17 protein-coding genes are annotated in these 19,784 nt (G+C 59.1%); 8 read left to right on the forward strand and 9 right to left on the reverse strand.

What is annotated here, in order from left to right; translation table 11 throughout:
• Window positions 1–31: 31 nt before the first annotated feature.
• Window positions 32–1,213, forward strand: a complete 1,182-nt coding sequence (locus IQ26_RS04905; protein ID WP_162457865.1) for an alpha-D-ribose 1-methylphosphonate 5-triphosphate diphosphatase — start codon at window positions 32–34, stop codon at window positions 1,211–1,213.
• The gene (gene phnF, locus IQ26_RS04910; protein ID WP_145714448.1) at window positions 1,210–1,992 is read left to right on the forward strand and encodes a phosphonate metabolism transcriptional regulator PhnF; all 783 of its coding nucleotides are present in this window, start codon (window positions 1,210–1,212) and stop codon (window positions 1,990–1,992) included. Before IQ26_RS04905 ends, phnF begins: the two co-directional genes overlap by 4 nt.
• Window positions 1,993–2,468: 476 nt before the next feature.
• Here phnF and IQ26_RS04915 read toward each other — a convergent pair whose 3' ends face one another.
• The 4 genes from IQ26_RS04915 to IQ26_RS04930 form a co-directional block, all read right to left on the reverse strand.
• On the reverse strand, window positions 2,469–2,978 hold the full coding sequence (locus IQ26_RS04915; RefSeq protein ID WP_145714450.1) for a hypothetical protein: 510 nt from the start codon (window positions 2,976–2,978) through the stop codon (window positions 2,469–2,471).
• The gene (locus IQ26_RS04920) at window positions 2,975–3,448 is read right to left on the reverse strand and encodes a TspO/MBR family protein (RefSeq protein WP_407660216.1); all 474 of its coding nucleotides are present in this window, start codon (window positions 3,446–3,448) and stop codon (window positions 2,975–2,977) included. Before IQ26_RS04920 ends, IQ26_RS04915 begins: the two co-directional genes overlap by 4 nt.
• A gap of 70 nt (window positions 3,449–3,518) precedes the next feature.
• Window positions 3,519–3,743 carry a DUF378 domain-containing protein gene (locus IQ26_RS04925; protein WP_145714454.1) on the reverse strand — a complete coding sequence of 75 codons (225 nt, stop codon included), beginning with the start codon at window positions 3,741–3,743 and terminating at the stop codon, window positions 3,519–3,521.
• Between the two features lie 29 nt (window positions 3,744–3,772).
• On the reverse strand, window positions 3,773–4,258 hold the full coding sequence (locus IQ26_RS04930; RefSeq protein WP_145714457.1) for a fasciclin domain-containing protein: 486 nt from the start codon (window positions 4,256–4,258) through the stop codon (window positions 3,773–3,775).
• A 168-nt stretch (window positions 4,259–4,426) separates the two neighbouring features.
• On the opposite strand from IQ26_RS04930, the gene IQ26_RS04935 reads away from it, so the two are divergent.
• The 4 genes from IQ26_RS04935 (at window position 4,427) to IQ26_RS04950 (ending at window position 8,618) form a co-directional block, all read left to right on the forward strand.
• The gene (locus tag IQ26_RS04935; RefSeq protein ID WP_145714459.1) at window positions 4,427–5,011 is read left to right on the forward strand and encodes a helix-turn-helix domain-containing protein; all 585 of its coding nucleotides are present in this window, start codon (window positions 4,427–4,429) and stop codon (window positions 5,009–5,011) included.
• Between the two features lie 168 nt (window positions 5,012–5,179).
• The gene (locus tag IQ26_RS04940; RefSeq protein WP_145714461.1) at window positions 5,180–5,650 is read left to right on the forward strand and encodes a VOC family protein; all 471 of its coding nucleotides are present in this window, start codon (window positions 5,180–5,182) and stop codon (window positions 5,648–5,650) included.
• 371 nt (window positions 5,651–6,021) lie between these two features.
• Window positions 6,022–7,257 carry an MFS transporter gene (locus tag IQ26_RS04945; protein ID WP_145714463.1) on the forward strand — a complete coding sequence of 412 codons (1,236 nt, stop codon included), beginning with the start codon at window positions 6,022–6,024 and terminating at the stop codon, window positions 7,255–7,257.
• A gap of 257 nt (window positions 7,258–7,514) precedes the next feature.
• A complete protein-coding gene (locus IQ26_RS04950) occupies window positions 7,515–8,618 on the forward strand; it encodes an acyltransferase family protein (protein WP_145714464.1) in 1,104 nt (367 codons plus the stop codon).
• Between the two features lie 589 nt (window positions 8,619–9,207).
• Here IQ26_RS04950 and IQ26_RS04955 read toward each other — a convergent pair.
• Together IQ26_RS04955 and IQ26_RS04960 are read right to left on the reverse strand one after the other, a co-directional pair.
• Window positions 9,208–10,497 carry a glycosyltransferase family 4 protein gene (locus IQ26_RS04955; protein ID WP_145714466.1) on the reverse strand — a complete coding sequence of 430 codons (1,290 nt, stop codon included), beginning with the start codon at window positions 10,495–10,497 and terminating at the stop codon, window positions 9,208–9,210.
• Between the two features lie 23 nt (window positions 10,498–10,520).
• Window positions 10,521–11,483, reverse strand: a complete 963-nt coding sequence (locus tag IQ26_RS04960) for an NAD-dependent epimerase/dehydratase family protein (RefSeq protein WP_162457866.1) — start codon at window positions 11,481–11,483, stop codon at window positions 10,521–10,523.
• Window positions 11,484–11,802: 319 nt separating this feature from the next.
• Here IQ26_RS04960 and IQ26_RS04965 point away from each other — a divergent pair, with 319 nt between their 5' ends.
• Window positions 11,803–13,143 carry a nucleotide sugar dehydrogenase gene (locus IQ26_RS04965; protein WP_145714468.1) on the forward strand — a complete coding sequence of 447 codons (1,341 nt, stop codon included), beginning with the start codon at window positions 11,803–11,805 and terminating at the stop codon, window positions 13,141–13,143.
• A gap of 201 nt (window positions 13,144–13,344) precedes the next feature.
• Here IQ26_RS04965 and IQ26_RS04970 read toward each other — a convergent pair whose 3' ends face one another.
• Window positions 13,345–15,540: an FG-GAP repeat domain-containing protein gene (locus IQ26_RS04970; protein ID WP_240547006.1), complete on the reverse strand. Its 2,196-nt coding sequence runs from the start codon at window positions 15,538–15,540 to the stop codon at window positions 13,345–13,347.
• An 88-nt stretch (window positions 15,541–15,628) separates the two neighbouring features.
• Window positions 15,629–16,423, reverse strand: coding sequence for a PIG-L deacetylase family protein (locus IQ26_RS04975; RefSeq protein ID WP_240547007.1), 795 nt, complete (start codon window positions 16,421–16,423; stop codon window positions 15,629–15,631).
• A gap of 1,059 nt (window positions 16,424–17,482) precedes the next feature.
• On the opposite strand from IQ26_RS04975, the gene IQ26_RS04985 reads away from it, so the two are divergent.
• The gene (locus IQ26_RS04985; protein ID WP_145714472.1) at window positions 17,483–18,928 is read left to right on the forward strand and encodes a lipopolysaccharide biosynthesis protein; all 1,446 of its coding nucleotides are present in this window, start codon (window positions 17,483–17,485) and stop codon (window positions 18,926–18,928) included.
• Window positions 18,929–19,536: 608 nt separating this feature from the next.
• Here IQ26_RS04985 and IQ26_RS04990 read toward each other — a convergent pair.
• Window positions 19,537–19,784 (reverse strand): transposase (locus IQ26_RS04990; protein ID WP_208760102.1); only part of this gene is annotated, 248 nt, incomplete at its 5' end.

The raw sequence follows: 19,784 nt of genomic DNA on the forward strand, positions 1-19,784 counted from the left end.
CACCGGCAGCCGTAGCTTTTTGAGGGATACAGTGAACTGGCATATCCAGGGTGGTCGCGTCCTTACCGACCGGGGGCTTGCAAAGACGGACCTGAGCGTTACGGGCGGAATACTGTCGGAGGTGCAAGCGTCCCATGCGTCCACAATCGATGCCGATGGTCTGCTCGTGCTTCCGGGTATCGTCGACATCCACGGCGACGGCTTCGAGCGTCAAATCATGCCGCGGCCGGGCGTCCGCTTCGACACCGCACTGGCGCTGAAAGATACGGACCGCCAGCTTGTCGCCAATGGCGTAACCACGGCCTTCCACGGCGTCACGGTGTCATGGGAGCCTGGACTTCGCTCGCTCGACGCTGCCGAACACCTGATCGGCGCACTCTGCGATCTCCGCGATACTCTTGGCTGCGATACGCGTTTGCATCTGCGGTGGGAAACCTTCGCACTTGATCAGATGGCGCAGGTCATACAATGGCTCTCACTTTCGCCGCGACCGATCATCGCCTTCAACGATCATACGACAGGCTCGGTGTTGAACGGCACGATCGCCCGCAAGATCGGCCAGATGGCGGAACGGTCCGGCTTGAGCCGGGAGGAATACATGACGTTGCTCGACCAGATCTGGTCCCGCCGGGCCAAGGTGGCGATCGCGATGGAGAAGTTGGCAGCGACCGCACGGGCCAATGGCAATGTGCTTCTTGCCCATGACGAAGCGTCTCCCGAGGAACGTATGTATTTTCGCGGTCTCGGCGCAAAGGCCTCGGAATTTCCGCTGACGCTCGAGACGGCGAGGGCCGCGCGACAAATGGGTGAGGATGTGATCCTCGGCGCGCCCAATGTCGTGCGCGGCGGCAGTCACAATGGTGCGCTAAATGCCACAGAGGCCATCAGAGCCGGGCTCTGCACGGTGCTGACCAGCGATTACCACTATCCGTCACCCCTGCATGCTGCCTTCAGGCTGTCTTCGCCAGGCGCCAGCGACTTCCCCTCGATCTGGAATCTGGTTTCGGCAAATCCGGCCCGGGTAGCCGGCCTCGAGGACCGCGGATTGCTTGTTGCCGGCACCCGGGCGGATCTGATCCTCGTCGATGCCAGCGATCCGGCGCATCCGCGTGTGGTGGCCACCATGGTTCATGGACAAATCGTCTATTCCTCTGGACTCTCCCGCGTAGACCGACGGTCGGCACAACGATCGCCGGTGAGCAAGGCTTCATGAACCAGAATACGAAAATTCCAACACACGAGCGCAGCGGCAATCGCCTTGTGGCCTTTGACGGCCTGGTCTTTCGCCCACGCAGCGATACGCCAATCTGGCAGCAGATCTACGATCACATCTTCAATCTGATCGAGAGCGGCAGCCTTGCGCCAGGCAGCCAACTTCCCGGAGAAACTCATCTGGCGGAGAAACTCGCGGTCACCCGCATCACACTTCGCCGGGCGCTGCAGCAGTTACAGCACGAGGGTCACCTCACCGCCCGCAAGGGCGTCGGCATCTTCGTGCGAAACCTGCCCTCGACATTCACGGTTCGCGACGGACAGCGCTTTCTCGATAATTTCGAAGCCCACGGCCAGGAAATCGGCACCCAGACGCTGCTGATCCTTCGGGAACCGGCCGAACCGGTCGTGGCGGAGCGGTTGCGCCTCGCACCTGCTACCACCATTATCCGGCTGTGCCGGATCAGAACGTCCGATAAGCAGCCGGTTTACGTCAACACCAAGGTCTTTCCGGCCCATCTCTTTCCTGATTTCGAGCAGAGTTACGGCGCGTGTCAGTCGGTGACCGATGTTTTCCGAGCGCATGGTATCGAGAACTACCGGCGGGCGGAGACGCGCATCAGTGGCGGCTTTGCATCGCCCGACGAAGCGGAAATCCTGCGGTTGACGCCCGGAACGCCCGTATTCCGCATCAATGCCGTCAATGAGGACCGCAACGGCGTACCGATCGAATGGACCCGCGGCTCCTGGCCGCTGACGTCCGTCGAATTCGTGTTCTGATCTTTCTGGTCGGCACCTGGTCCGACAAAAACCGGCCGGTCCGGAACACAAGTATCGACATTGCAGACGGTCAGACGCCGTACCGAAAGCTCTCGCCTGGTCCGGTAAGGGCGGTCGCTGCGTGCGCTGCTCGGGTTTTTTGGGCTGCGTCTCCGCGCCACACCTGAAAGGCTGCCGTTGGTCTGACGGCCGCTCTTTTGACATTGATAGGCCGGGCATCTCTTTCGGATCACCCGACACGGGATCATTTGTCGTGCTGCGTACCAGTTCGTCGACGACGATGATCGGATTCCGTAGCGGACGTAAAAGTGGGAAGGACTGTAATCTTGCCGCGGCCCTATCGCTTCCCGCGGCAACTAAGGAACAGGGTTTGGCTGTGTACACACCGAGCAATAGCGAGCCATTTGCGGTGTTATGTCCTAAGAGCCAAGGACTCGCGTTGACTGTATAGGCCTCATACTTGCCGACACTCCCTTTCAAAGCGCTCGACTGTCATACGCCCAGTGCAACAAGGCTTGACGCTGGCGCGGGCGGCACCGTCCATCACCAGGCTCGCAGGCGCGGCGAAGCTGGCCGACATGGCGGCGTATTGCCTTCCAGCGGCCGATCTGTCGCTCGTCCTCGCCGGGCACGCGACGGCCTTGGTAATAGCGGCAGTACCATTGGAACCAGCCGCGCGGATCGTCGGGATGTATCCAACCCTTGGCCCTCCAGACGCTGAGCGGCTGGCTGGCATCCACACCGAACCAGTTGAGCGATGGATCTTTGCGCCGCGGCGAGAGGCGCGCCTTGGCGAACCAGGTTTGGGGGAATTCGTCACGGCAATCGGTCATGTACTTACCGCCGAAAACCCCGAGTGCCAGCATCTCCGCCGGCGTCAGGTCTGGCCGGAAATCGGGATGGAAGTCACCCCCGGCGGGCGCGACCAGAGCATACCGGTAGCCCTGCTGGATCCGGTCCTTCACATCGACCCACCGCGGCTTCATAGAGCGCCCTTCGCGGCGGTATTCGCGCGGATGCGTCGCCAGATGGAGAAGTTGAGAGCTGACGCGAAGCTCAGCCAGGCCAAGTAGGGGATCAGTAACCAGGCCGCGGCCGCGCTCACCGGGTAGAACAGGACAATTGTGGCGACAATCGAGCCCCAGAGCAACACGATCTCCACCAGCGCCAGGCCCGGTCGCTGAAGCCCAAAGAAGATCGGCGTCCAGGCGGCGTTGAGCAGAAGCTGCAATGCATAGATGCCGAGCGGCAGCGCCGCCCCGGCGATGCCTGCCTCGCGCCAGACGAGCCAGCCCGACAGGGCAATCGACACATAGAGCACCGTCCAGACAGGCGCAAACAGCCAATCCGGCGGCCGCCATAGCGGCTTGTCGAGTTGTTTGTACCAATTGCCCGGCCGAAATATCGTGCCGGTTGCCGCCGCGCCGAAGCTCGCGGCCCCAAATGCGATCAACATGAGCAAGGATTTATCCATATGGCAGAGATGGAGGGGACCGCTTGCCTATGAAGCCGCCCCCTCCATAGGACTAGCGGGTTCGCTCTGCGGCCAGTTCGCCGGAGCCCATCGAGGCAAACAGCGGGACGACCTGCCAGGCCGCCGAAAGCCCTACCAAGATATAGACGATCCTGACGAGCGCTGAGCCCGCTCCAAAGATCGCAGCCACAAGATCGAAGCTGAACAGGCCGACAAGCCCCCAGTTCAGCCCGCCCACGATGACGAAAATGAGGGTCAGGATGTTGATGAACTTCATGGTCTTTTTCCTGGGTTGGAGCTGGATTATCAGCCTTGCGGAGGCAGGATCACCTTATCGATGATGTGAATGACGCCGTTCGACGCCGCGACATCGGTTGCGGTGATGACGGCGTCGTTGACCTTGACGGACCGGCCGTCGACTTCGACGTCGATCATCTTGCCGTTCACGGATTTGGCTTCATCCAAACCTGCCACGTCTGCGGCGGTCACCTTCCCCGGGACCACGTGATAGGTCAGGAGATCAGTGAGTTGCTGCTTGTTCTCCGGCTTCAGCAGGTTTTCCACGGTACCGGCGGGCAACTTGGCAAAGGCTTCGTCGGTGGGAGCGAAGACCGTGAACGGGCCAGCGCCCTTGAGGGTGGACACGAGACCTGCGGCCTCAAGCGCGGCTGCGAGGGTCTTGAACTGGCCTGCCTTAACGGCGGTATCCACAATATCTCTTTCCGAGGCCAGCACGCTGACGCTCGTTGCGAGGGCGAACGCCGCGCCCAGAATCGTGATTTTCAGTTTCATGGCATTGCTCTCGTGTTGATGGACCGATGTGCCGATGCAAACGGCACGGATTGTCATTTGGAGAAAACTCATTTTCTTTCCAATGAAATTTTCGTGATAAAAGAATTCATTTTCTCGTGGCGATAATTCAGCTAGAAATGTTTCACCGGACGAAAAGGAGTTTGCGACGTGCTTTCCGACACGCTCACCAACGAGCTCGCGCGCTATGGAATCGGCCCCCGCGTGAAGGCGCTGCGGCTTAGGAAGAAACTGGGACTGGTGCAGCTCGCCGCCCACACCGGCCTTTCTTCTGCTCTGCTGTCGAAGATCGAGCGCGGCCAGATGTTTCCCACGCTCCCGACCCTGCTTCGGATCGCGATGGTTTTCGGCGTCGGCCTCGACCATTTCTTCACCGCCGAAACGCAAAAGCCGCTCATCGCGGTGGTCCGGAAGGAACAGCGGCTCAAGCTTCCCGTGCCGCCGGACGCGACCCCACCCACATTCTTGTTCGAAAGCCTGGATTACCCGGTAGCCAACCGCAAAATGGAGTCCTTTTACGCCGAGTTTCCGCTCGATGCGCCGACATCGGAGCCGCACCAGCACGGTAGCGTGGAGTTCATCTACGTTCTGTGCGGTCGCTTGGCGGTCGATGTGGTCGGGGAGGAGACGTCGCTCAACGCCGGTGACGCCATGTATTTCGACTCAAGCGTTCCCCACAGCTACCGTCTCGATGGCAAGGAAGTCTGCACAGCCCTGGTCGTGACCGTGCTTTAGGCGCACCAACTGGCAAGCAATGTTTGGGGCAAGGACCGAGCGAGCACTCTCTGCTAAAGACGCTGGTGCCTTTCAGCGACTGAGCATCGCAATCGTGGGTCCAGGTCGCCTGGATCAATACGAAAAGGTATGCTTTTCATATTATCTTATCGGCAAGGGAGGCTCGATATGCCTGTAACCGTCGGTGCGCACCATCTCACGTTGTTCACACACGATATGGACCGTTTCATTCGCTTCTATGAAGAAATCTTCGACGCGGATACGAAGTTCGATCTGTCCGAGCCCGGTCCCGGTGGCCGCACTCTTCGCCACTCGCTTATCGACGTGGGAGGTGGCTTTGCCCTTCATCCGTTCCAAATGCCGGAACCAACGGGGTATGAAGATGGGTCGACGCAGATGGGGAAGAGAGGTCACATAGATCATCTCGCGCTTAAGGTAGATGATGAAGAGCGCTTGCAGGAAGTCAGACGACGTCTGGTGAAGGCCGGCGCTTCGGATGGGACTATCACAGATTTCGGCGCTGTCCGTCTGGTGACCTTCAAGGACCCGGATGGAATGGAGGGCGAGGTTGCACGGTGGACCGACAGCAAGCGCGTGCTCGGATTTGAAGAGCGCAAGCAGGAGCTTTGGCTAGACTGATCGCGAAGGTTCGCAATGGACGGACGCTGCCTCACACCGATGCTCCAGTCATCGGCAGCAACGGGTCGTGAGCCGACGCATCGTATTGCGCGCGCATCCAACTCCTTTGCCAGCCGCTTCGCTCCCCAGCCAAGCGCATGCAGCCGCAGCATCGCTGCCATCTCTTCATGGCTGAAGCATCGCCTTTCCGTGCATCGTTCTCGACAATGCGGGGGAAAGGCGAAATCCCAAGTCGTCGATGCCTCCTCTCATAACCGAGGGGTCGGTTTCTCAGTTCGCCCGACAGCGTGCCCTGACGTTGGTCTGAATGACGTCACGTTAAGTCTTGAAAGGCGCGATCGCGGCAGTATCGAACCGCTAAGGGCGGGAATATGAAACAGTTCGAGACGTCGCAAGACACCCCCGCCTCCCTTCGCTCTATCCCCAGCGGAATCTGGGCGCTTGGCTTCGTCTCGCTGCTGATGGATGTCTCGTCGGAGATGATCCACGCTTTGCTGCCGATTTACCTGGTGACCGTCATGGGGGCATCGATGGTGATGGTTGGCATCATCGAAGGCGTCGCCGAAGCGGCGGCCGCCATCACCAAGGTCTTCTCCGGAGCGCTGTCCGATTGGCTGGGAAAACGCAAGCTTCTGGCTGTCATCGGCTACGGTCTCGCCGCGCTCAGCAAGCCGGTCTTCCCGCTGGCCGCCTCGGTCGAATGGCTGGTGGCGGCACGTTTTGTCGACCGCATCGGCAAGGGTATCCGCGGTGCGCCCCGCGATGCGCTGATTGCAGACATCGCCCCGGCTCACGCGCGCGGCGCCAGTTTCGGGCTTCGCCAGTCGCTTGACACGGTTGGCGCGTTCGTCGGGCCGCTTCTGGCGATCGGCCTGATGTGGCTCAGTGCCAATCAGTTTGTGACCGTGTTCTGGGCCGCTGTTGTTCCTGGCGTTCTGGCGGTTGCGGTGCTTCTCATTGCCGTGCGTGAGCCGGCTCGACCTGCAGACCTGCGCAAGGTGCGCGCGCCGTTGAGTCTGCCCGAGTTGCGGCGCCTGGGCTTGCCCTTCTGGCTCGTCGTTTGCGTCGCTACCGTGTTCACCTTGGCAAGATTCAGCGAGGCCTTTCTCATACTGCGCGCGCAGGACATGGGTTTGTCGATCGTTCTCGCTCCCCTGGTGCTCGTGGTCATGAATGTGGTCTACTCGCTTGCCGCCTATCCGGCCGGCGCGCTCTCAGACCGCGTCAATCGCCTGACCGTGCTGATTCTCGGCTTCTTGATCCTGATTGCTGCGGACCTTGCGCTGGCACTTCCTGAAAGCCTTGCCGGTGTAGCGCTCGGCGTGGCCCTCTGGGGCCTGCATTTGGGGCTTACGCAAGGGCTTCTGGCAACGCTCGTCGCCGATACCGCGCCACCGGAGCTGAGAGGTACCGCCTTCGGGATGTTCAACCTGTCAGGCGGGCTCGCGCTGCTGGCCGCGAGCCTGCTTGCAGGCATGCTCTGGGACGCTTTTGGACCGCAGATGACCTTCCTGGCAGGCGCGGGCTTCACGGCGCTGGCTCTCGTTGGTCTTGGCCTTGTCCGCTGGCGTGTGCCGGCACTTGGGCACAGTCGGAAGAAATCGTGACGACCAGTCATCCGAAACACGGTCTCCGATCGCATCGATGAAAGTAACATTGCTCCGCTTGCTTCGGAGACGTTGGAATCATCCACTCCGTCGTGAGGAACGTACCCTCGAAAGGATGTATTCGGTACTCAAAGGACGAACTTATAATACCCGCCGGCGGCCTCTAAGCTTACTTTGACGCGCTCCGCCCAAACACGGCTCTCCTTGCTGAGTCGCAATGGGCGCAACGCAAGAGATCACATCGCGGGGGCGACCAAATGAGTGATTTCGACTTACGAAAGCCAAACGCTCTAAGCTTATTCCGGCTACTATTTGCGTCACTTGTTATCATATCCCACTCGCAGGAACTTATAGATGGAAACTCTAATCGTGAAGTTCTGAAGAATATCTTCGGTACGTTGACCTCCGGCCAGGTGGCTGTTTACAGTTTCTTCTTCATTAGCGGCTTCCTCGTTCTCGACAGCGCCATGCGAAGCAGCATATACACCTTTATGTCCAGACGTGTACTTCGTATAGTTCCGGGATTTGTTGTAGCATACTTGATCAGCATTAGTCTGGTATTTTGGCTGGGAGGTGGTGACTTTGATGAACTCTCTCCGAGCCGGTGGGCGGCTAAGCTTTTCAAAATGGCGCTCTTGCTGAACCCGGCGCAGGTAGGATCGGCGTTTGCCGGCTCCCATGCACCAGATGTTAATGGATCGCTATGGACTATAGCATACGAGTTTCGCTGTTATGTGCTTGTGGCAATCGTGGTATTCTGCGTCGGCCACGCCACGCTTGTCTTCTCGACCATCTCGGTTTTACTGGCAATCATGCTCGTTAGTTCCATTTCACAAGGTGTCTACTTTCGCTACGATCTAGGAAACTTTGAGCCCATCGGTAACGTGGACGATGCCGTACGTTTTACGATGATATTTTCCATTGGGGCGTTGTTTCAGCTGCTCAAGGAGAATGTGAGGAGGAGCAATCGGGTAGCGCTTTTGTGCTGTATCCTTCTCATAGCAGGGATGTTCTCGGAACGGTTAGCGCCCCTCGCAGTGGGCGTGTTTGGAGGTTATCTGCTCCTGTATTTGGCGTTTCTAAACGAGAACAGCGTCTTAAATTCGATTAACCGAAGAAATGATATATCGTACGGCGTGTATCTCTACGCATGGCCGGTTCAGAAGCTAATGATCATGTATGTTCCGGCAATCACGCCTATGCAGCTAACGATCTTGACCTTGCCTATAGCAGTCTGCGCGGGCTTTCTCAGCTGGCATCTTGTTGAGAAACGCGCGATCCATATGCGGCTGCCGATCCTCCGCTGGCGGTCCGGCGAGCGAAACCGCGTCTATCCGACGGGCGGTCCATCGATGCAATAAACGACGCGATTGCCCGGGCCTTGCGCTGAAGCCCTCGCGCCTGGCGTCTTCGAGCTCATTGTCACCTGTGGGCGGTGCGCATCTAGGACCGACCGCTTCGGCGAACACGCAGATGGTGTCGAACCTGTTGGGCCGAGCGCCCTGCTCAATCGCGGCAGCGCTTTGCGGCACCGGTTCAAATGCGTGGACGCGCCCTGCCGCCCCCACGCGGCGGGGCGCAATCGATGTCGTAAACATTGGTCACCTGCGTTCAGGTTCGATGCATGTGCTGCTGGACCGGCGGCTCGTAGGCGGGCCCCGCGCAAAATCTCGGTCGCCGCTCGCGTTACGATCCTGAGGCCACCCGCCTCGAACAGGTTGCGGAGCGTTACAGCTAGGTTCACTCCGGCCTCCTTCACTCCGCCCTTTGGGCTGGGTGCACCTGACGGCCGTTGGTGAAGAGAGCGGCGGGCCTGACGGGCCCATTCCAACCGACATGGTTTGGTCCGTAGACCGATACGGGTTGAGCGCTACACTGAGGATCGCCGCATGCGCATCACATCGGCCTACAAGCTGCGAGGCACTTGCGATCGCCGCCCACCGCTAAGGCTCAATGACTCACGATCTTTGTGGAAACATGGACCCGCTTGCCTGGGCGCAGTTTCTGATAGACGGACTTGAGCCGTTCTGCGCGCGCCTCCCACGAATACAGCTCGACGGCACGCTTGCGCCCTTCGCTTCCCATTTCGCTTGCCCGGACCGTATCCTCCAGCATCGTGATCAATGCCTGGGCGAGCTCGCCAGGAGCATCGACTTCGACCAGCATCCCGGTCCTGCCAGCTAGAATGGATTCACACATCCCGCCCACGCGCGTTCCCACCACCGGTATCCCGCATGCCATGCCCTCCACGACCGATATTCCGAAGCTCTCGCTGAGGGACGGATTCACAACAATGTCGGCCTCATGGTACGTCGCTACGAGGTCCTTGTGGGGCACGTTACCCATGAAGTGAACTCGATCACGTAACCCGTGGCGCTCGATGAGTTCTTCTAAGTGTTCCCGATATTGGCAATTGCCCCAGCGATCGTAGAAACGGCTCAACGCGGTTACCCGAGGATCCGACGAGAGGCTGGTCAGGAAGTCCAGCGGAAGCGGAGAATGCGGCCCTGCGATCCGAAGTTCCACGTCCGCGAACCTGGCCGCAACCTCACTGAAGGCCTCGATCAGTGTGTGAAGCCCCTTCTCTGGCGACACCCGCCCAACGAACAGAATGACACGTCGGGTTCTGGCGGATGCGGAAGCCCGCTGCTCGCTCGGCCGAAAGTAAGAAACGTCCACGCCGTTACCGACAGTGGCAACGACGCCAGGATAGTCCGGGAATGCAGAACGAAAGGTCGTTGCGATGTGGTCGCTTACGGCGACGACCGCATCCACCACCTTGAGCTGACGGGCCACCTGAGCGTGGTCACGCTGTGACAGCCACTCACACTGCATCTCAAGCACGAGCCGATGAGATGAGTTGGCTGCCTTCAGTTCCCGGCACCACGCCCAGTAATTCATCACATGGACGATATCTGGTTGATCGACGGCGAGGTAGCGACGAACCTTGTTACGATATTGCGAGTGGTCATCGGCCTTCCGATCCAGCCGCAACCAGCGCGCCAGACGCGGAAACTGGTGGATGACCCGCTGCAGCGCGCGGTCACGCCGCGCCGGAGCCCGCCGCACCGCGAACGGCAGGTCCGCGGGCACCGTGTCGTCTCGATAATGCTTGCCATAGAGCGTAATCTGCAGGCCTTCGCCGAGCCGCAGCGCCGTATTGTAGACGATCAGACCGATTGAGTTTTGAACAGGCGGAAAAAGTCTGTCGTAGGGCTGACCGACATATACGAGCTTCATGTCACTCCCCACCGTCAGCTCGTTCAGGCGACTCTTCTAAGTGCAGGGCGGTCTTCCGGTCGGGAGAGGTGGTCGGCGAGGCGGCGAATGCCCTCTTCGAGCGGCACCAGGGGACGGTTCAATATAGCCTTCATCTTGTTCGTGTCAGGACAGCGGCGCGTCATGTCGCCCTCCGCAAGGGGCGGTCGGAATTCCAATTTCGATGACGAGCCCAGCACTTCGATGACAAAGTCGGCCAGCTGTCGAATGCTCATTTCCACGTCGCTGCCAACGTTGATCACTTCGTTCTCGTGCGCGCGCGTTCGATGAACCGCGATGCAAGCGTCAACCGTGTCGTCGACATAGCAGAAGGTGCGGGTCTGAGAACCGTCCCCGTAAATCGTCAGGGGCTCGCCGCGCTGGGCTGCACGCACAAATCGCGGCAGAACGAAATCCTCGCTCTGACGTGGTCCGTAGGTGTTGAAGAAGCGAAAAATGGTAAATGGCAGTCCAAACTCACGCTGAAAAGTGCGCAGATAGACCTCTCCAAGATTCTTCACCACTGCATACGGCAGGCGTGAGTTAAGCGGCGTGGTGCTCTCGTTTTGAGGAAACTCGAAAGGCTCGCCATATACCTCCGATGACGAAGCGAAGTAGACACGCTCGACGCCGGTGTTCTTGCATAGCCTCAGCACGTTCTCGATACCGGTGATGTCGCGCAGCACGAGCAACGGATTTGCCAAAGTCCGCTGCACACCGACCACGGCTGCTAAGTGAAAGACGTGGGTGAAATGGAAGCGGTAGAACAACGATGAGATGTCGTCGAAATCGTTCGCATCCGCCTTTACTACGGTCAGATTGCCCGCGTCTATTTGTACCTTGTCTCGACTTCCGGTCGACAGGTTGTCAGCGACGACCACCTGGGTCTGAGGTAGCTTGACCAACGCGCGAGTGAGGGCACTGCCGATATTGCCCGCTCCACCAGTTACCAGGATCGATTGCGTCATAATCCACCTCAACCGAACAGTTTAATCGACTGATGCAATGTGCGTCCCTTCGCCAAACGCGGCATCTTCGATCTCGCGAGCGAAGGTGGCTCCCAGATCCTTAGGACGCTTGAGAGTTAAATGTGGCAGCGCAAGATTTATTTGACAACTTGGCTTGGGGTAAGCACTTCGGCTGTTCTCCCAATGGTGCAACCCATGCTATTTTCAGCTCCGGGACTGGCAAAGCGCATACATTTTGCTGATTGCTGTGAACTGCTTCCCCGCGGTAATTGAGGCGATCCTTTATTGTCGACATTGAAGCGAAAGTTGCCAGCATCTCATGCAGACTGCTCCAGACCTTCAGGACCTGGTTAACCGCATCCGGACGCGGGACTGCACCATTGGCATCATGGGCCTCGGCTACGTTGGTTTGCCGCTCGCCATGATCTCGCTGGACGCGGGGTTCAAGGTCATCGGTTTCGACATCGACGCGTCTCGGGTTGCACTTCTTAACCGCGGAGAAACCGGCATAGATCATTTGCCTGGTGCTGCCATCAAGGTGGCTGTCGACAGCAACCGGTTTCGCGCCACCAGCGATTTCGCCGACCTGGGCGAACCCGACGCGATCTTGATAGCGGTGCCAACGCCGCTTACCAAAAACCGGGAGCCGAACCTGTCGTTCGTCGAAAACAGCGCACGTGCGATCGCGGAGCGGCTGCGCCCTGGTCAACTTGTCGTTCTGGAGTCGACGACCTGGCCAGGAACGACGCGAGAGGTCGTGCAGCCGCTGCTCGAGGCGACGAATCTTTCTCTAGGAAAGGACTTTTTTCTCGCCTATTCGCCCGAACGGGTGGACCCAGGCAACGATGTACACACCACCGCCACGGTTGCAAAGGTGATAGGCGCCGACGACCCATCGTCCCTACAGGTTGCCAAGGAACTGTACGACCAGATCATTGTGCAAACCGTTCCCGTGGCCTCCACCGCAACGGCAGAGGCTGTGAAGCTGACCGAGAACATATTTCGCTCTGTGAACATTGCGTTGGTCAATGAGCTAAAGGTGATTTTTGACAGGATGGGCATCGACGTCTGGGAGGTGATCGAAGCCGCCAAGACCAAGCCGTTCGGATATATGGCGTTTTATCCAGGCCCAGGGCTCGGCGGGCACTGCATCCCGATCGACCCATTCTATCTGACCTGGAAGGCAAGAGAGTACGAAGTAGCAACGCGCTTCATCGAACTTGCCGGTGAAATCAACACGAACATGCCGCATTATGTGGTTGCCCGCCTTGTGGAGGCCTTGGACCAGCGAGCCAGCCGCGGCCTGAGCGGTTCGCGGATCTTGGTGATCGGGATGTCCTACAAGAAAAACGTGGGTGACACACGAGAAAGCCCATCGTTGAAGCTGATCGACATCATGGAGCGACGCGGGGCAGTCGTTGATTACCACGACCCCTATGTACCGGAAATACCCGGAACAAGAGAGTACGCCACCCTGGCAGGTCGCCGCTCTGTGGATATCTGCGCTAGCAGTCTGGCATCGTATGATGCCGTTGTCATCTCGACAGACCATGATGCGATTGATTGGCAGAACGTCACCAAGCACGCAAAGCTGGTGCTCGATACCAGAAATGCTTGTGCGCGTAGCCAGTCACGCACCGACAACGTCATAAAGGCATGAGCGGCCCGGCTTGCGGCACTGGCTTGGTCAACCTGCCATCGACAACGTCGAATGGTTTAATACGTCGAGCGGTTGAATTCGTTCAGCGCATCGAATTTTCCCGGACTTGAGCGCCCGCGCACCGGTGTAAACTAAACAGGTGGTGCCGGACGAGGTCGCTACGGTTCATGCGGCGCGCCGGCCGATGCTCACCCCTCCCCGTCAGCGGACCTTTTGGTCGCCATCAGCATCCACGCCGACCGCGTCATTGCGCCAGACATGGATGGCTTCGAATGCGTCCCATGCGATCGACACGATGTCGAGATCCCCGTCACCGTCGAGGTCGACCGTCCTTGCTCCCAGATGGCTTTCCATCCCTTCGCCGACCAGCTGCTCGATGAACCGTCCTCCACCCAGATTATGCCAGCTTGAGAGGCGATGTGCGCCGCGATGCTCGCCCATGATAAGATCCACCCTGCCGTCCCCAGTCATATCGGACACTGAAAGGCTGTTGAGGGAACCGCGCGTGGTGATTTCGTGTTGCTCCCAGTCGGAGGAGCTGTCGCCGGGGTTGTGCCACCAATACGCCTTAGCGCTGTCGGCTTTGCCATTTTCCTCGGTCACGACGATGTCCGCACGTCCATCGCCATCAAGATCGGCGGCCGCCACGCGGTCGGGATAGACCATTTCAGGAACTTTTCCAACCTGCCGAAGCTCCCAGTCTGGCGAGCCGTCACCTGGATTGCGCCACCATGCGGCCGTCTTTGCATCGCCGGTCGTGGCGACAAGGTCAAGTAGACCGTCGCCATCGATATCGGCGAATGCGATCCCTTCATCAGACGCTTCGACGCAGATGCGGGTGCGCGGCCATGGCTCGACTGTTGGATCGTCAGGAATCTTAAAATAGAAAACCCCACTGCCGCTCGAGACCGCCAGCTCCGGCTTCCCACCTTTTACGATCTGGGCTAGCGCATGGCCCTGAGAGCCGAGCTCATGACTGGCGGCGGGAACCTCTCCGATCCCGTGCACTTCAAAGCGGTGCGCTTCGATGTCCTCGGCATGGAGCCACACCAGGTGCAGCGCCCTGCCTCCACCGCGCTGTGCTATGACCTCCCCGCGCCCATCGCCATCGAGATCCAGGGCTGCAACCGCGTCCACACCCTCAGCAAGCCGGATCCGTTCCCATTCTGTGCTCCAGGCTTCGGACGGTTGACGGTACCAGAACGGACCCGAGATGATGTCTGTGCGACCATCACCATCCATGTCGGAAAAAGCGAGCCCAAAGGAGCGGACATGCCCGTTCGTTATGCGATGATAGGTCCAGCGGTCGAGGCGGACCGATGCAGGCGGATCCAGCCGATTGATCCAAACTCTGACGGGCGGGTTGCCCACCCAGTTCGCCCCATAGATGTCGAAATCGCCGTCCCTGTCGACATCGGCGACGACGCCGTTGTGGAGACCCACATCGTCGATCACTTGACGGGCCCAGCGCGTTCCTTGCCCGTCGATATTGTAATGGATCGCGAGTGTGCGCTCCTCGGTCGTATGCATCTGCCCGACCACGACATCGTTGTCCCCGTCTCCGTCCATGTCGGCAGCCTGCAGCGTATGGGCGCCCGCGACAGATGGCTGGATGACATGGCGGATCCAGCGGCCCGTCGGTCCGGCGAGGGGCTGGAACCAGGCGACGTCGTCAGTGTGCTCCGAACTCGAAGTCAGAATGTCGGCGCGGCCGTCCTGGTCAAGGTCGGTGACGAGCGCCTTGAATGCAGGATTGAACGGACCAAGCTCGTAGCTGCGCCATAGTGCTGGATCGCGTGCTGCCGCTGCGCCTGGATTGGACGCCCATACTCCTTGCAGGACGAGATCGACATCAGCATCGCCGTCAATATCCCCGATTGCCATTCCCTCTTCGCCTAAGTTGAAGGAGAACAAGCCCACGCGGGTCCAGGAACTGGGGCTTTCTTGGAAGAAAATCATCACTTCGCCAGGCGCCCGAACGACGATATCAACGAGGCCGTCCCCGTCGAAATCGGCCGCCTTGATGTCTTTGCCCCAGCCGCCGACTGCACCGATTTCCCGACGCTTCCAGCTGGGACCGTGGGTCGGGTTATCATTCGGCCGCGGGTTCTCGAACCAGACGAGATTGACAGCATCGGGCCCATCGGCCGTGACGATGTCGGGATCACCGTCCCCATCGATGTCGGCAAGCACGCCGTCGGTGGTGAACTCGACGTGGGGCTTCGCGATTACGGTGCGGACCAGATCGGGCCACCGCCACCAAGACATCGCATCCTCGGGGAAGCCGCCAAGGACGAAATCCAGTCGATTATCGCCGTCTATATCGCCAACAAGCTTTACGTCTCCTGAATAGGGGGCAATCTCTTTGCGTTCAAAAACAAGACCCGACTCTAGCATTTCTTCGGGAGGTCCCTGTCCCTGAGCGGCGTCGCAACTTGCGAGGGTGCACCCGATCATAATGACCGCGATCAGGCGGCCACACATGCTAAATATTGATTTCGTAGCGTGTGAACATTTCGTAGTCGGCCAGCAACCGCCCGACGAAATCTCCCCCCGACAAGTCCGACAGCGTCCGCCATTCATCTTGGTTCTCCAGGCGCTGCATCTGCGACGCATGCGCCGCCAGCGCTTCACGCTTTACGCCGATAACATCGCCAACATAGGCGAGGCTATTGAGCGTGAACGGCGCCCGCAGCCCTGCCGCCGTCTTGATCGTCTGCCGCAAAGTAACACGCCACATATTCGGCAAATCGCCCCACAGACTTGTCCATGGCCAATGGTACCAATACCAGACTGGATACTCGAATACCGTGACAGGACGACCATAGGCACGAAGCGCCGCGCGAACTGCTGCATTGACGGCGACATGATCGGAAGTCGGATCCTTTGCATGGTTCACGAAAACGCACTGCGGCCGCCATGAGTTGAGCCTCGACACGACCGCATCTGTTATCTCATGAAGGTGATGATTGGCCGCCCCGTCTGGAAGGCGTAAGAATGTAACACTTTCGGATGATGCGCCCAGACGACGAACTGCTTCTATGGCTTCGGCCTCGCGTGTCGCCCGCAAGGTTTCAGGATGCATAAGGTGGCGATGAGACGCGGCGCCATCGGTGACGAAAACAAAACGGACCTGGGCGCCCGAGGCAATCTTTTTGGCCGCAACGCCACCGCAACCCAGCGTCTCATCATCCGGATGGGGTGCAACAATGACAGCAGACGCTGACCAGTCGCCTATCTCAAACGGCCTAAGTCGCAGTCGCAATTGATTATCAAGCATGGTGCTGAAGGTCCGCCTAAAAGTCCACATCGGTGCGCTTCCATCATCCGTTCGCTCGCGTCGTTGAACGCCGATCGCCCATGGTAACAGAACTCACTGGCGTGCGAGACCCGTGTTTGCTGGTGGGGAAGGCTTATGAACGTTGGTATCCTCGCGCAGGGTTTGGGCCGCGGCTCGCCAAGGAAACAGAGAGCCGTCCCAAGCCGATGGTCGTGATCGGTCTTCGATGCCGATCCTGTGGCACATCATGATGCGCTACTACCGCGACGGCCATCGCGCTCGAATCAGAGGGCGAGTACATCAAGCGCTGGTTCAGCGATTACATTCCCTTGAACGGTCAGCTTGACGGTCCGCGGCGCAACCCGGGGATGTGAAACGCCAAGCTGCGTGACTGGCGTGCGCTCAAAGAGAAGGGTCGAGCGGGAATATAAGCTGGAAAGGTCTCCGCCGAGCGGACCGAGCACCTTGTTGTTGGGCCAGCACGCAAAGAGACAGTTGCCAAGCCCGCGTCTTGATCGCCCGCGCGGATGGGCGTGTGGAACGCGGGATGGTCAATCGGCAATCAGGCTGCACCAAACAGACATACGCCGTTTGGGGACGTTTACGTTCCCACGCTCCGGCGTAAGGTTTGGCACGATGCACTCGAACGAATTCCAATCCCAGCAACGCGCCCGCGGCGATGACATCAGGATATCAGCCGTAACACCGCCTAATTTGATTGCGCTAGAAAGAGGATCTCCAGAGCTGCCTATGACCAATAAGAACTGGATGCAGCAACCCTTCCTCTCCAACCACAGTATCCTCAGCCATGGGTGCTTGTGGGTGGTGGAATAGAATGACGAGCAAGCACGCTAAACGCTGTCCGTGGCCCGCGACGGCTCTGCGTTCGCGAGGTTCCAGTTCGGCAAACGATAGCTGGAGAGAGGTCGACGGCTCTCCTTTTTATTCACGTAGACCAGGCCAGACCGCTAGCGTCGCAGCCGTGAGACGAAGGCGGAAAGCCTTGGCTGCGCGATCGAGAGTCGCAGGCCTGTATGCCAACAGGCAAAGAGACGTGCGATGACATCGATCGGCGCGAAGATTGTCAGCGGCGCAGCCTGGGCAGCAGTCGAAACATGGGGTCGGCAAGCAGCCATGTTTGCCGTTTTTGTCGTACTAGCCAGGCATCTGGGACCTGAAGCATTCGGCCTCGCCGCCCTCTCCATGGTTGTACCCGTCATTCTTGCTGTTCCGGTCACGATCGGAATACCTGAGGCACTCATCCAGCATCCTAAAATCGAGTCCTCACACTTTGACTCGGCCTTCTGGCTTCTCGCCGCGACCGGCGCTGTGATTAGCGGGCTCATCTGGACGTCTGCCGGTTTGATTGCTGCAGCATTCGGACAGCCCATTCTCGAAGATCTCATTCGCTGGAGCAGCGTGGTCGTCGTAATTCAGGCCCTCTCGTCGGTACCTGCGGCTGTGTTGAAGCGCCAACTCGAGTTCCGCTTGTTCGCGTTGCGTACAATTGCCGGCACCCTCGTCGGCGGCACACTCGGCATCGTCTTGGCAATAGCCGGTTTCGGCGTGTGGAGCATGGTTTGGATGCACCTTGCAAAAGCCGTTGTGGAAACCGCTGTTCTTCTCCTTGGCAGTTCTTGGCGGCCCGGTCTGACCTTCTCCTATGCAAAGGTTCGTGACCTATTAGGATTTGGCGGCCCGCTTATCATCCAGACTTTTTGGAATTTTTTGAACGAGGAAATTCCAAAGGTCCTGCTCGGTACGTTCCTCGGCCCCCATGCGGTCGGAATCTATGCTCTCGCCCGTCGTCCGCTCGACCTTCTGGTGCAAGTATTCCTCAGTCCGCTGATGGCTGTCACCATGCCCACCGTGGCGCGGATTCAAGATCAACCCGAAAAGATCGACCGTTTCTTCAACACGACCGTCCGCATGGCCGGGATAGCGGGATTTCCTGCATTCATCGGGTTTGCCGCGATCGCACCGATCGCGGTTCCCTTTATCTTCGGCCCGCAATGGGCCAGCGGGGTCGTCGCTGTCCAGATTCTCATGCTGCTGGGCCTGCAACGCACTATCGACAGCCTCTGCGCGTTTACGATCCTTGCAATGGGTCACTCCAGGTTGATCCTGATGTTGAACATAGCCTACACTGTTGTCGCAACGATGCTGTTGTCCGTCACTGCGCAGATCAGCCTTGAGTTGACAATGGTGGCGCTCGTAGCCTGCAGCCTGGTCCTCCTACCAATCTTCCTCTTCTACGCTCAGCGCATCGCGCGTATCGACGTGCTGAGACCCCTTGAGATCTTCCCACGACTGGCTCTCGCCGCCCTCCTGATGTTCGGCGCCGTCAGCGCGTGGCTACGCAGCGCGCCTGAGCACGCCGCCGAGGAAACACTCCTTATTGGCGCAATTGTCCTTGGAGCCGCTGTCTATGGTACGGCTCTCTTCGTGCTGCTGCGCTCTGAACTGTTCAATGCGCGAGACTTGTTCCTCAGGCTTCGCGGCTAGTTTGGTGTCGGGCGCCTATAGATGCGGGATTTCGAGGCCCATCCGCGCGAAGTACCGATACTGCCCTTCATCCTTTTTGATGCACCTTGGGCCCGCTTTGGCCAGAGCACGGAATGCCTGCGACGTCGCTGGGCGGCCTGGTGATCTGGTGTGGCGCGAAAGGGCAACGGGAAATGGGAGAAGACCTTGCGCATCCCGCGCTGCCGCAGCAAGGGTTTGCGAGATCGAACCACTTTCCAAACCGCAACCGCGTCTATCGGCGGAATACCGAATCGGCCGGCTGAGCCGTCGTTGTCGATCGGCATGACGATCCACAATCTTCCAGATCCATCTTCTGGGTGAAAGACACTCGTCGCTCTGATCCGGACTGGCGACTCCGGCAGGTCAACACGCTGCGTGTCCGCAGCGGTGAAGAATTCCCCCAACTGCGAAGTAGTGCGGGTTGGCTTGGTGAGTGCAGTACGGCGTGAGACAAGGTTCGCGACAGCGTGCTGAGACGGCTCGGTAAATGGCCGCGAACCACCGATTGTGTTGAAGAAGTCGGTGATTAAGCCGGGCGTTCTTTTCGCCGCGACGAGTTGCGATTGGGTCGAGGCGGCCTCCTTGCCCTAACTGGCTGGGATTGGCGTCCGGGTAGTGCAGATCTTGGCCAATTTCCTGAGGTTCTGGGCGATGGCTGCGAGGTGGAACTCATCGCGGGCACCACAGGGGCCGCGCAATCGCAGTCTGTCGAGCTTCAGGATGCGCTTGAGGTGCGCGAACAGCATCTCCACCTTCTTCCGTTGATAGCGTGAGGTTTGGTAGGCGTCGGTCTTGGCGATGTCGCGGGCCATGTCGCGCGCACCCTCATAGATCG

The organism is Mesorhizobium tianshanense (genome assembly GCF_007830515.1).
Taxonomy (GTDB): Bacteria; Pseudomonadota; Alphaproteobacteria; order Rhizobiales; family Rhizobiaceae; genus Mesorhizobium; species Mesorhizobium tianshanense.